Origin of the sequence: Paenibacillus xylanilyticus (genome assembly GCF_047246825.1) — a bacterium.
Classification (GTDB): Bacteria; Bacillota; Bacilli; order Paenibacillales; family Paenibacillaceae; genus Paenibacillus; species Paenibacillus xylanilyticus_B.
In genome coordinates this window covers 1,605,956-1,618,534 of the sequence record NZ_JBFOLB010000001.1, presented here as the reverse complement: position 1 = coordinate 1,618,534, position 12,579 = coordinate 1,605,956, and the positions used below count along the sequence as shown (strand labels likewise).

The following is a 12,579-nucleotide window of genomic DNA, read 5'->3' as shown; positions in this document are numbered from 1 at the left end:
TAATAACGTTAGCGATTCTGTTAATCCCACAAGAGAAAGGTAGAGCACAGTCGATGCGAAAAATGAACATATGGCTTTTCACTGCTATTTTGCTGATGTCCGCATTGGGAATACGTTATTTGCTTCCTGACAAATCGGCAACCGAAAGTTCGCAACAAAGTATACCGCAGGTGGAGGAGCAGTCTCTGCCCACCTTCAGCAGCAACGCCGTGAAATATGGAAGCTATGGTCAGGATGTATACGAACTTCAAGGCAGACTGAAGTATTTGGGATTTTACAATGGTAAAATCGACAGTAACTTTGGCAGCAGCACATTAAAATCCGTAAAATGGTTTCAATCTGAATTTGGCATGAAGGCGGATGGTGTGGTTGGGGCCAAAACCAAGCTGAAGCTGTACAATGCAACCAAACAATGGTCTCCAACTGAGCCACCGCTGCATAAGGAATCGTCTGGCGGGGGTGACGACAAAAACACTAACGCCGATAAAGAACAGGACAATATGGGCTCAGCGAATTCGATGGGTCTGTCAGAGAATGAAATTAAGATCATGGCCAATGCGGTATATGGCGAATCCCGCGGAGAGCCCTTTGAAGGTCAGGTTGCCGTAGCGGCCGTCATATTGAATCGCGTCAAATCTCCGAGTTTTCCCAATACACCATCCGGTGTTATTTTTCAGCCCGGTGCATTTACGGCCGTTGCTGATGGTCAGATTTATCTTGAACCGAATGCCCAAGCCCGTAAGGCAGTTGAACAGGCGATGAATGGCTGGGACCCATCAGGCGGATGCCTCTATTACTTTAATCCCAAGACGGCTACATCCAAATGGATTTGGACCCGTCCTCAGGTGAAAACAATCGGTCAGCATATCTTTTGTATGTGATGATGTTGGAAGCAACCAGAAGACGTGTCTTCGGTTGCTTCTTGCCTTTTGCATGGGTTAAAATGGTTGTTACGCTTGAGCTATACCGACATATTGCATAACAAATGACGCCGTAAAGGGGTTTTGACATTTGAATACATCAGGATTTGAACGGGGCAACCAAAAGGAGTTTCGTATCCATGTTTTGCCCACCAAACGTTTCAAGACTTTTGCTATCTCATTGTATGCAGGAGTCCCACTGCAAGAAGATACGGTCACCAAAGTTGCCCTTACGCCATTTGTTCTTCGCCGTGGAACGGAGTCCTATCCGGAAACAACGGAGTTTCGTGAGCAGCTGGAGCATTTGTATGGAGCTGGTTTTGGTTTTGACGTATACAAACGTGGAGACTATCAAATCGTACAATTCCGGATGGATACCATAAACGATTCATTTGTTGGCGGGGATGAGCAGCTTTTGGATCGCTCTTTTGCATTTCTGGGTGAAGTGCTCACTCGGCCTGCTCTTGAAAATGGCCATTTCCGGACTTCCTATGTACAAGCAGAGCGTGAGACTGTTCGCAAACAGCTGGAGTCCGTTGTTAACGATAAAATGCGCTATGCAGCAGAGCGCTGCATTGAGGAAATGTGCAAAAACGAGCCATACCGCCTGCATGCGCTGGGTGAGCGTAAGGATCTACCAGGAATTGAACCCGATGTGCTAACTGACGCTTATCAGATCTGGCTGCAGCAGGCAAGTATGGATCTCTATGTTGTTGGTGATACGACACTTGAAGAAGTGGAAAATCTGGTGCAAAAACATTTTCATGTTGAACGTACCAATGCCGTTGATTATGAGACCCACAAAGCCATGCTCGGTGACAAAGAAGTGGAGACTGTTGTTGAACGCTTGAATGTTAATCAGGGCAAGCTGAATATGGGACTTCGCACGTCCATCACTTATGGTGATCCACAATATGCAGCAGCGTTAATGTACAACGGCATTCTGGGAGGGTACCCACATTCGAAATTGTTCGTCAATGTTCGTGAAAAGGAGAGTCTTGCATACTATGCTTCTTCCCGGTATGACGGACATAAAGGCATTGCTACGATCCAATCCGGAATTGAAATTCCCAATTATGAGAAAGCCGTTACGATCATCAAGCAGCAGTTAGATGAAATGAAGAATGGAACCATTAGTGATCTGGAGATGTCCCAGACCAAGGCGATGATCTGCAATTTGCTGAAAGAAATGCAGGATTCCGCTTTCGAGATGATTGCATATGATTTTAATCGTCAATTATCAGGCAAAGAGCGAACTGCTGACGAGCTGCTGGCTCAGGTTGAGCAAATCAGCAAAGAAAACGTTCGTGAGGCGGCAGAACAATTCCGTCTGGACACGATCTACTTCTTGCGGGATGAGAAGGGGGTATAAGCTAGTGGAGAGCATACATTACGAACATCTGCAGGAAACGCTGTACTACGAAGTGATGGATAACGGGCTGCATGTCTATATATTGCCTAAACCCGGATTCCAGAAAACCTTTGCCACGTTTGCAACCAAATACGGCTCTGTTGACAATCATTTTCAGGTCGAAGGTCAAGAAGAAGTGCAGGTTCCCGACGGAATTGCTCACTTTCTGGAACATAAAATGTTCGAGGAGCCAACAGGTGATATTTTTGCAACTTTTGCTTCTAATGGAGCTTCTGCCAATGCTTTTACCAGTTTCGATCAGACGGTTTATTTGTTCTCGGCCACAGAAAATGTAAACGAAAATATACAAACATTAGTCAACTTTGTGCAAAATCCTTATTTCACTGACCAGAATGTGGACAAGGAAAAAGGTATTATTGGCCAGGAAATTAATATGTACGCCGACAATCCGGACTGGCGTGTTTATTTTGGATTAATCGAAGCGATGTACCAAAAACACCCAGTCCACATTGATATTGCAGGAACGGTGGAATCCATCGGCACGATTACAAAAGAGACACTGTACACGTGTTACAACGCGTTTTATCATCCAAGCAACATGCTTTTGTTTGTTGTGGGTGGAGTAAATCCGCAGGAAGTGATGGACATGGTTCGTTCGAACCAGGCGGAGAAAAACTACGAACCTCAAGGCGAGATCAAACGGATATTTGAGCCGGAGCCGGCACAAGTGGTGGAAGCAAGAAGAGAAGCGAGGCTGGCGGTTTCTTTACCAAAATGTCTTTTTGGTTTTAAGGAAACCGAGGTTGGATTCTCGGGAGAAGACCTGCTGCGACGCGACATGACGACCAAATTAATGCTGGATCTCTTGTTTGGTTCAAGTACGACGTTGTTTCAAAAGTTGTATGATGAGGATCTCATCTCGGATAGCTTCGGTCATGAATACATCAGTTCGTCGCAGTATGCGTTCTCCGTCGTCGGCGGTGATACAAAAGACCCGGATCTGCTGCTTGCCCGCATACGTGAAGAGGTCGATGCTATTGTTAAGAAGGGGTTTGAAGTTTCGGATTTTGAGCGTGCACGCAAAAAGAAAATAGGTGGTTATCTGCGTATGCTTAACTCTCCGGAAAATATTGCGCATGAATTTACTCGTGAGCAATTTCGTGGCGGTGATTTCTTCAACATGATTCCCATATATGAATCAATCACGCTGGAAGAAGTAAACCGTAGACTGGAAGAGCATATTCGCTGGGATCAACTGGCTGTATCGCTTGTCGTGAGTCCGTAAACATGGAGAGGGGAACAGGACAAATGAAGCCGATTGGAGATATGACAGTACTCGTTACTGGAGCGAGCGGAGGTATAGGAGCTGCCATTGCAGAGCGTTTTGCAACGGTCGGTATGAATGTGGTTATTCACTATATGAAATCGCATGAAGCCGCCAACGAAGCCGCCAGAAGATGCATGGAAAAGGGCAGTGGCAAAGTGATGACCGTGTCTGCCGATCTTCGCAGCCGTGAACAAATTGAACGCATGCGTGAAAAACTGGAGTCACATGGATTATTGCCTGACATTCTGGTCAATAACGCAGGCATTTCGCATTATGGTCTCTTATCCGACGTGACAGAGGAAATCTGGGATGAAGTGATGGCGATTAACCTGAAAGGCACGTTCTTGTGTACTCAGATCATGATGCCACACATGATCTCGCAAAGATACGGGCGAATCATTAACGTATCTTCCATCTGGGGGCTATCGGGTGCATCTTGTGAGGTGCTGTATTCCACCACTAAAGGTGGCGTAAATGCATTTACGAAGGCTCTTGCCAAAGAACTGGCCCCATCCGGAGTTACTGTAAATGCAGTTGCTCCCGGGGCGGTTCAGACTTCGATGCTGAATCATCTGGATCAGGATGAAATGAAAATGCTGGAAGAGGAAATTCCTGCTGGGAGACTTGCTCAGCCTGATGAAATTTCCTCTCTGGTTTATTTTCTTGCTCTGCCGGAGTCCGGTTATATTAACGGCCAGATCATTAGCCCCAATGGAGGCTGGCTTACGTAAAAGAGAGGCAGTTTGACCGTTTATTTGTCATCTGGGGAATTTATCCTGTATATTAATTGCCCGGCAGGCACATATTACAACTGTTGATTTTAAATCTCATGCGTCAGCTAAGGAGGATTTATCATGTCAACAGAAAAAACGGTGCTCAGCAGCTTTGATACATGGAAGAAGTTCTTGGGTGATCGCGTACTGCAAGCAGAGAAGATGGGGATGAATGAAGAAACCATCAACAAACTTGCGTATGAGATTGGTGACTTTCTGGATGAGAAAGTGGATCCTGCGAACCATTCCAACCGGGCATTGAAAGAGATCTGGGATGTCGGCGATGCAGAAGAGCGTCGTACGATTGCGCGCCTGATGGTCAAACTGGCCAAACAAAACGCATAAGCTGCACCGATGGAAAGCTCCCGCAAGGGGGCTTTTCTCTAATGATTACAGACCTGTTCTTGTAATTCATTTTCATTTTATATATCATTAACGTGACCCATTTTTAGAAGATGTCTCAGTTCGTTGTCCTGTGGACACGTTCTGCTGCTGTCGAATAATGTGGAATAATGCATTACGGGGTGTTTAAATGGAATCTAAACAATGGTACATGGAATATAAAATACATAAGAACAGACCTGGTTTGCTGGGGGATATTGCCTCCATGCTTGGGATGCTTGAAGTGAATATATTGACCATTAACGGTGTGGAAGGCAAAACCCGGGGCATGCTGCTCGAATCCGATGACGATGAAAAGATCCGTTTGCTCGGCGAAATGCTTGCAAAGGTGAACAGCATCACTGTGTCGGCTTTGCGTCAACCTAAGCTGGTGGATATTTTGGCCGTGCGTCATGGTCGTTATATTGACCGCGATTCGGACGATCGCAAAACTTTTCGTTTCACAAGGGATGAACTTGGGTTATTGGTCGACTTTTTGGGTGAAGTATTTAAAAGGGAAGGCAATCAGGTGATTGGCCTAAGGGGAATGCCGCGTGTCGGCAAAACGGAATCGATTATCGCGGGCAGTGTCTGTGCGATGAAACGATGGACGTTTGTTTCGTCGACCTTGCTTCGTCAAACGATAAGGAGTCAGCTCTCCGAGGACGAAATGAACCCAAACAATGTATTCATCATTGATGGTATTGTAAGTACGATTCGTTCAAGTGAAAGGCATTATAACTTATTGCAGGATATTATGACGATGCCGAGCACCAAAGTCATTGAGCATCCTGATATTTTTGTGCAGGAATCGGAATATGACTATAATAATTTTGATATTATTATTGAACTTCGGAACAATCCAAACGAAGAAATTATTTATGATACGTTTACGGCCAGCTACACCGACGAACTGTAAGGCTCCGTACGGGATCATGGAATAGATAGCAACAACTAAAGAGAAAAAATAAGGAGGAGATGGCATGTCTGAACTGGGTCAGCAGTTAAGAGAGGCCCGGCTGCAAAAAGGGATGAGTCTCGATGATGTACAAGAAATGACTAAAATTCGCAAGAGGTATCTGGAAGCAATAGAGGCTGGGGACTATAAGGTGCTGCCTGGCAGTTTTTATGTGCGAGCTTTCATTAAAACCTATGCGGAAACGGTGGGACTAAACCCTGATGAGCTGCTGGAGGGGCACAAAAAAGATGTACCGGCAGAGGAAACGGAAGCAACCATGGAGCCCGTGATCCAAAAGCGTTCGAGTCGTCCGGTGGAGCGCAGCAATCGCTGGATGTCCGTAGCGTTAATGTGGACATTTCCGATTCTGATTGTTGCCCTGCTGTACGTGTATGTGGTCATGAACAAAGATGATGCAGATACCCAAGGTGTGGACCAAACCAAAATTACAGACAGTCAGCAGCAACCAAATGATCAACCTGATGAGACAACGGACAATGGTCAGGCATCGACTCCACCGACGAATGAAGCAGGCGGGGAAGAAACTGGGCAAGGCGACGGGGAAGCTGGCGGCAATGGTGGGGGTACCGATGTCACGGATCAGACGGATACTGAAGGTCAAACGGATGAACAAACACCAGATGGTACCCAAGATGAAGAAACTACGGATAATGCCGGAGCTGTAACGGTTGCTGAAGATGGAAAATCCGGTAATATTACTAATTTCAAAGTAAATGGAAGTGCAGGTAAACCGGTTAAGGTTACTATTAATGCTTCAGGTCAGAGCTGGCTTGAAGTGTATAAAGGTGAAAATTCAAGTGGGGAAAAACTGCAATTTGGCATGACAGCTGATGGAGACAGTATGTCTTTTGATCTGGATAGTACTGGTTTGTACATTAAATCCGGATATGCTGCGGCCACGACCATTGAGGTTGGCGGGCAAGTGGTAACGGATGGAAAGGCTACAAACCGAATTCGTCTTCAATTGGGAGATGAAAGTACAAGCACATCTACCGAAACGAACGCAGGCTCTGCTGAAGGATCAGAAGCAGGAAACGAAGGCTCTGGCACAGGCAGCGAATAAGGGCTTTAACTGCTGGGGACAATAAGTCTGTCTTCACTAGCAGTTAACTTTCGGTAAAGCGAGGTGGGATGGCTATGACAGTAAGCTGGATCGTCACAGGTTTGGGAATCATTGTCAGCCTCCTGGGGTATTATTTGACTCCAAGCGCTTGGGGTTATGGAATTTTGGGTTTTGGACTTGCGCATGTCCTTTTGGGTGTGCTTGACATGTTCAGACAGCCCAACCGCAGCCGATATTAGATTGCTGTGCGTTAAAGCATTTTTGGCTACTGCGAAGGTGGTGGCCAAAAATGCTTTTTTCGTTCCATCAGCCCTTTAAAATTAGACTTTTCCGTGGCGAATCCTCTATAATGTTACACAGAACAAATGATTAATTGAAAGGGTGACCAGTTTGAGTTCAGAAAATTCGTTCGATATCGTGTCCAAAATGGACTTGCAGGAATTAACGAATGCCGTTACACAAACGGAAAAGGAAATCGGCACACGTTATGATTTCAAGGGAAGCAAAAGCAGTTTGAAACTGGACAAGGATGCGTTGACGATCGTATCCGATGATGAAACCAAACTCAAGGCTGTTATTGATGTGCTACAATCCAAAATGGCGAAGCGGAACCTGCCGCTCAAAAACATTGACTATGGCAAAGTGGAGCCAGCTTCATCCGGGACAGTCCGCCAGCGTTTGAGTTTTAAACAGGGGATTGACCAGGATATCGCCAAAAAAATCAATATTCTGATTCGGGACTCCAAAATGAAGGTGAAGAGTCAGATTCAAGGAGATCAGCTCCGGGTAACTGGTAAGAGTAAAAATGATTTGCAGGCTGTAATGCAGCTTTTGAATGGTGCCAATTTGCCTCTTGATTTGCAATATACCAATTTCAAATAAGTTTGTTATGCGCGCTTTGTGGTGGGGAAACGTGTTTTGACACTGCAATTGGCGTATATTATACTAAGTGTGCATTGCTAGCAAACAAGCATAATAGCCCAGTCATCATCGTTTTGCTGACTTTGTGAAAAGCAGTACATCTTCTGGAAGTCGCCGGAACGTTTAAAACGGTTTTGCGTTTGAACGGTTGACTTTATTTTTTGCGTTTTTACATATGAGAGCAGTGGTGTAACAGTGAAGCTGTAAATGTTCACCTTCCGGATGATGGATACGGGATTAAGATGATTGTTTGGAGTATTGGAGGATAAGAGGGAGGGCGTCTTGTGAATTTACCCAACCGGATTACGCTTGCACGAATTTGCTTAATCCCTTTTTTGATGGTGTTTCTGCTCGTGGACTTTCCATTTTATCCGGAGCCTTTGCAGATTGGAAGTTTATCGCTTCCGTACAATCAGCTGGTCGCTGCCATTATTTTTATCATTGCAGCCAGTACGGATGGAATTGATGGATATCTGGCACGTAAAAACAATATGGTCACCAATTTGGGCAAATTGCTCGACCCGTTGGCAGACAAGCTGCTCGTGACTGCAGTGCTCATTTCACTTGTTGAGATGGGCAAGCTTGACTCTTGGATCGCTGTTGTCATTATCAGTCGGGAGTTTGCGGTTACGGGTTTGCGTCAAATTGCTCTGTTGGATGGATCGGTTGTTGCGGCCAGCAGCTGGGGCAAGCTGAAAACCGTGGTGCAAATCATCGCCATTGTATTGCTGCTGCTTAACAACTTCCCATTCTCCTACACGGGAATTCAAGTTGATGTTATTGCAGTTTGGGCGGCAGCGCTTATTACGATCTGGTCAGGTGTTGACTATTTCATCAAAAACAAAAATTTGCTTAATTTATCAAAAGCGTAACCGTTTGAGGTAAAACGGGTAATTTATGAAGAACAGCTTGCGCAAAGGGCAATAGGAAAACATCCTATTGCCCTTTGATCACTCACATTGTGCACAGGAGGATGCTGAATGAAGGCAGAAATTATCGCAGTCGGAACAGAGTTGCTGCTTGGGCAGATCGTGAATACAAATGCCAGATATCTATCCCGGGAACTGGCAGCTATCGGTATTGATGTTTATTTTCAAACTGTAGTGGGGGACAATTTGAACCGTCTGAGTGAAGCCATTCGAATAGCCCAGGGACGCGCAGACGTTATTTTGTTCTCTGGCGGCATCGGACCTACACAGGATGATTTAACCAAGGATGCGATAGCAGCAGTTTTGGGTCGTAATCTACATATTGATCGGATGGCAATGGATAAGATCGAAAGCTTCTTCAGGGATCGCAATGTGGAGATGACTGAGAACAACCGGCGCCAGGCCATCGTGCTTGAGGGGGGAACCCCGCTTGCTAACGAAACGGGTCTTGCAGCAGGAAATGCCATTTCGGACAACGGCAAACATTATATTGTTATGCCTGGCCCGCCGAAAGAGTTGATCCCCATGTTTGAGCAGGAGGTCAAACCTTGGCTGTTCCAGCACGTACTTACGAAAGAAATGCCCATCTATTCGAGAATGTTGAAGTTCGCAGGGATCGGCGAGTCGGCCTTGGAAGACCGTTTGCTTGATCTGATCGATAGTCAAACTGACCCGACAATCGCACCTTATGCAAGTGAGGGAGAAGTAACAGTACGGGTTTCCACCAAGGCACCGAGTGAAAATGAGGCCAAGCAGAAACTGGATGCAATGGAGGTACTAATCAGGGAGCGGTTGCCAGAACACCTCTACGCGAACGAGGATGTGCCTATAGAGCACACAATCGTAACGATGATGTCTGATATGGGTCTGACCCTTAGCGCAGCTGAGAGCTGTACAGGAGGACTTGTCATGCAGAGTCTGACATCGGTTCCTGGCAGTGCGTCCATGCTCAAAGGCGGAATTGTATGTTATTCCAACGAAATCAAGGAAAAGCTGCTGAATGTTCCTCACGATTATCTGGAAGGTGAGGAGGCTCCCGGTGCTGTGAGTCCTGAAGTGGCCAAAGTTTTGGCTGAGCAGGTACGCATGATCGGTGATTCCGATTTTGGTCTGTCGGTTACAGGTGTAGCAGGTCCCGGTTATTCGGAACGTAAGCCGCCAGGACTCGTTTTTATCGCTCTGGCTGAGCGGGGAAAAGAGACGGAGATCCATGAACTGCGTATCAACGGAAATCGGGAGACGGTCCGTATCCGTTCGACCAAAGCCATTTTGTATCGTTTATGGCGCAAGCTCGTTGCCATGGAATAGTTAGACGCAGAATTGCTTTTGCAGGCAGAATGAAGTATAATCTAAACAGACGGAAGAACCGTAGAATCAGGCATTTCAGCCTTATTTGCGGTTCTTTTTTCTGTTTCATTGCAAGTTTCGCCCAGGAAGAGGCGCCTCGGCCTTCATAAAAAAACGAATGTATGTTCGAAAAAAAGCTTGGCAAACGTGTTAAAACAAGGTATCATTATCTTATAAACAGTAAAGGGTGTGAGCATATTGTCAGACCGTCGTGCCGCGCTTGATATGGCGCTCCGTCAAATAGAGAAGCAATTTGGTAAAGGATCTATCATGAAACTGGGTGAGTCAACTCACATGCAGGTGGAAATCATACCCAGCGGATCTTTAGCTCTGGATATAGCATTAGGAACAGGCGGCTTGCCAAAAGGCCGGATTGTTGAAATATATGGACCTGAATCTTCAGGTAAAACAACTGTGGCATTGCATGCGATTGCTGAAGTGCAAAGAGTCGGTGGACAAGCAGCATTTATCGATGCCGAACACGCACTGGATCCCCAGTATGCAAGCAAACTGGGCGTTAACATCGATGAATTGCTTTTGTCCCAGCCTGATACGGGTGAGCAAGCGCTGGAAATTGCTGAAGCACTTGTGCGCAGTGGCGCTGTTGATATTATCGTTGTTGACTCTGTAGCAGCATTGGTACCAAAAGCTGAGATTGAAGGCGAGATGGGGGATTCCCACGTTGGTTTGCAAGCACGTCTGATGTCCCAGGCATTGCGTAAACTTTCCGGGGCAATCAGCAAATCCAAAACGATTGCCATCTTTATCAACCAACTTCGTGAAAAAGTTGGGGTAATGTTCGGTAACCCTGAGACAACACCTGGTGGACGTGCCTTGAAATTCTACTCTACCGTTCGTCTGGATGTTCGCCGTATTGAGAGTATTAAATCAGGCAATGACATTATCGGTAACCGTACTCGCGTAAAAGTTGTGAAAAACAAAGTTGCGCCGCCATTCAAACAGGCGGAAGTAGATATCATGTACGGTGAAGGGATTTCCAGAGAAGGTAGTATCATTGATATTGGTACAGAACTGGATATCGTTAATAAAAGTGGTGCTTGGTATTCTTACGAGGGTGAGCGTCTGGGCCAAGGTCGTGAAAATGCGAAACAATTCATGAAAGAGCATAAAGAGATTGCACAAGTTATTGAGCAAAAAATCCGTGAAGCAAGCAATCTGACGACGGTTGTTCCAGCTCCAACGAGCGAAGATCAACAAAAAGAAGAAGCTGAAGAACAAGAATTGTTTGAAATCAACGAGTAATCCTTCCTGGCAGGGAGGCTCAAGAATACGTTTGTCTTCTGAAGCCTCCCGAACTTGTCTGATTGAGCTTGGCTCGATCTTGCTAGAGGGGTAAGGCGCCGTATATTGGTGCGCTGTCTAAAGGCCTCTGTCCAGATGGACAGGGGCTGTTAGCACGCCTATTGAGAGTGATGTGGCCGGGCTTGGTTCCCGGCTTTTTGTATTTGGTTAGTTTTCTGCTTAAACAGATAACAAATGATGTGGAAGGGGAGAACTGAATGGATCAACACGATAATGAGGATTTGAATGATAAAGCAGAGCTGGAGGGAATCTCCCAATTCCCGGATAACGAAGAACTTACCATTACACGGGTAGAACGAACAAAGAGCAGGCAAGCTCGTTACCGAATCACGTTTGGCTTGTACTCGATTACTGTTCTTGAAGATGTAATGATCAAATATCGAATGACCCGAGGCAACACGTTTGTAAAGAAGGACCTGGAGGAGATTATAATCGCGGATGAGCGCCAGCAAACCTATGTGCAGGCTCTGCGCTATCTGGAGCACAAACAGCGTACAAGGCATGAATTAAGCCAGCGGCTGCGACAAAAGGAATTCGCCGCACCGTTGATTGAAGAGGTGCTGGATCGGCTTGAGCAGGAGAAGCTCGTAGACGATGAAGGGTTTGCGAAGGAATGGACGAGACAGCGTATGACAGGCCAGAGGAAGGGAAAACTGTGGATAAGGCAAGAGCTGCGTCAAAAGGGCATTGCCAATGAACTCATCGTTGAAGCACTTGAAGGTGTGAGTACGGATGCGGAGTTTGAAACAGCTTTGACCGCTGGCCGAAAGAAATGGAATCAGGTCAAAGGAGACATTTCGGAGAAGAAACGCAAAACGCTTCCTTTCCTGATGCGGCGCGGGTTTCCTATGGATATGGTACGCAAAGTCGTAAATTGTTTAATTGAAGAAGATGAAGCAGAAGATCCTGAAGACGACGAGTTGTTGTCATGGGATTAACAGAGAGTACACAGTGTGTTGCATTCTCTTGACAATTTCTTTCGTCAAATACTAAAATGGACATGAGTCTGTAAGAAATGGACAACCCTTTTTCCTTCCAAAAAAGCGGTTTCGGTTTCTTAGGATTTAACCTTCATGATTATGGGTTCGCTGAAGATGGCGAATAGTACGTGGTAACATGTACACTTGAAATGAAAATCGGCGGGGGATCGCCGTAGGTATCGTTATTCCCAAACATATGTATGACTTGAAAACAGCAAATTGACCCAAGGAATGCCTTGGAGGAACCAACGAGGAGGTGAACAG

The 12,579-nt window shown here is 45.9% G+C and carries 13 protein-coding genes; all 13 read left to right on the top strand.

Annotation, left to right across the window (positions count from 1 at the left end):
• Window positions 1–53: 53 nt before the first annotated feature.
• Entirely contained in the window at window positions 54–881 is an 828-nt protein-coding gene (gene sleB / locus AB3N00_RS06955; RefSeq protein ID WP_413033920.1) for a spore cortex-lytic enzyme, read from the top strand.
• A 130-nt stretch (window positions 882–1,011) separates the two neighbouring features.
• Window positions 1,012–2,292, top strand: a complete 1,281-nt coding sequence (gene yfmF / locus AB3N00_RS06950) for an EF-P 5-aminopentanol modification-associated protein YfmF (protein ID WP_413033919.1) — start codon at window positions 1,012–1,014, stop codon at window positions 2,290–2,292.
• A gap of 4 nt (window positions 2,293–2,296) precedes the next feature.
• On the top strand, window positions 2,297–3,577 hold the full coding sequence (yfmH, locus tag AB3N00_RS06945; RefSeq protein ID WP_413033918.1) for an EF-P 5-aminopentanol modification-associated protein YfmH: 1,281 nt from the start codon (window positions 2,297–2,299) through the stop codon (window positions 3,575–3,577).
• Window positions 3,578–3,600: 23 nt separating this feature from the next.
• The gene (ymfI, locus tag AB3N00_RS06940; RefSeq protein WP_413033917.1) at window positions 3,601–4,350 is read left to right on the top strand and encodes an elongation factor P 5-aminopentanone reductase; all 750 of its coding nucleotides are present in this window, start codon (window positions 3,601–3,603) and stop codon (window positions 4,348–4,350) included.
• A gap of 123 nt (window positions 4,351–4,473) precedes the next feature.
• Complete coding sequence (locus tag AB3N00_RS06935) at window positions 4,474–4,737, top strand: DUF3243 domain-containing protein (protein WP_175396015.1); 264 nt, start codon at window positions 4,474–4,476, stop codon at window positions 4,735–4,737.
• Between the two features lie 187 nt (window positions 4,738–4,924).
• Window positions 4,925–5,692, top strand: coding sequence for a DUF3388 domain-containing protein (locus tag AB3N00_RS06930; protein ID WP_110822581.1), 768 nt, complete (start codon window positions 4,925–4,927; stop codon window positions 5,690–5,692).
• Between the two features lie 64 nt (window positions 5,693–5,756).
• The gene (locus AB3N00_RS06925) at window positions 5,757–6,815 is read left to right on the top strand and encodes a helix-turn-helix domain-containing protein (protein ID WP_413033916.1); all 1,059 of its coding nucleotides are present in this window, start codon (window positions 5,757–5,759) and stop codon (window positions 6,813–6,815) included.
• A gap of 74 nt (window positions 6,816–6,889) precedes the next feature.
• Entirely contained in the window at window positions 6,890–7,054 is a 165-nt protein-coding gene (locus AB3N00_RS06920; protein WP_167350848.1) for a hypothetical protein, read from the top strand.
• Between the two features lie 151 nt (window positions 7,055–7,205).
• Window positions 7,206–7,697, top strand: coding sequence for a YajQ family cyclic di-GMP-binding protein (locus tag AB3N00_RS06915; protein WP_413033915.1), 492 nt, complete (start codon window positions 7,206–7,208; stop codon window positions 7,695–7,697).
• A 323-nt stretch (window positions 7,698–8,020) separates the two neighbouring features.
• Window positions 8,021–8,608, top strand: coding sequence for a CDP-diacylglycerol--glycerol-3-phosphate 3-phosphatidyltransferase (gene pgsA / locus AB3N00_RS06910; protein WP_413033914.1), 588 nt, complete (start codon window positions 8,021–8,023; stop codon window positions 8,606–8,608).
• 108 nt (window positions 8,609–8,716) lie between these two features.
• Window positions 8,717–9,973 carry a competence/damage-inducible protein A gene (locus AB3N00_RS06905; protein ID WP_413033913.1) on the top strand — a complete coding sequence of 419 codons (1,257 nt, stop codon included), beginning with the start codon at window positions 8,717–8,719 and terminating at the stop codon, window positions 9,971–9,973.
• Between the two features lie 237 nt (window positions 9,974–10,210).
• Window positions 10,211–11,275, top strand: coding sequence for a recombinase RecA (recA, locus tag AB3N00_RS06900; protein ID WP_095358574.1), 1,065 nt, complete (start codon window positions 10,211–10,213; stop codon window positions 11,273–11,275).
• 257 nt (window positions 11,276–11,532) lie between these two features.
• Window positions 11,533–12,273: a regulatory protein RecX gene (locus AB3N00_RS06895; RefSeq protein WP_413033912.1), complete on the top strand. Its 741-nt coding sequence runs from the start codon at window positions 11,533–11,535 to the stop codon at window positions 12,271–12,273.
• Window positions 12,274–12,579: the final 306 nt, after the last annotated feature.

Coding starts and splice junctions, on each gene's coding strand:
- AB3N00_RS06905 (WP_413033913.1), top strand. CDS start 8,717: ATGAAGGCAGAAATTATCGCAGTCGGAACAGAGTTGCTGCTTGGGCAG.
- sleB (WP_413033920.1), top strand. CDS start 54: ATGCGAAAAATGAACATATGGCTTTTCACTGCTATTTTGCTGATGTCC.
- ymfI (WP_413033917.1), top strand. CDS start 3,601: ATGAAGCCGATTGGAGATATGACAGTACTCGTTACTGGAGCGAGCGGA.
- AB3N00_RS06895 (WP_413033912.1), top strand. CDS start 11,533: ATGGATCAACACGATAATGAGGATTTGAATGATAAAGCAGAGCTGGAG.
- AB3N00_RS06930 (WP_110822581.1), top strand. CDS start 4,925: ATGGAATCTAAACAATGGTACATGGAATATAAAATACATAAGAACAGA.
- AB3N00_RS06935 (WP_175396015.1), top strand. CDS start 4,474: ATGTCAACAGAAAAAACGGTGCTCAGCAGCTTTGATACATGGAAGAAG.
- AB3N00_RS06925 (WP_413033916.1), top strand. CDS start 5,757: ATGTCTGAACTGGGTCAGCAGTTAAGAGAGGCCCGGCTGCAAAAAGGG.
- AB3N00_RS06920 (WP_167350848.1), top strand. CDS start 6,890: ATGACAGTAAGCTGGATCGTCACAGGTTTGGGAATCATTGTCAGCCTC.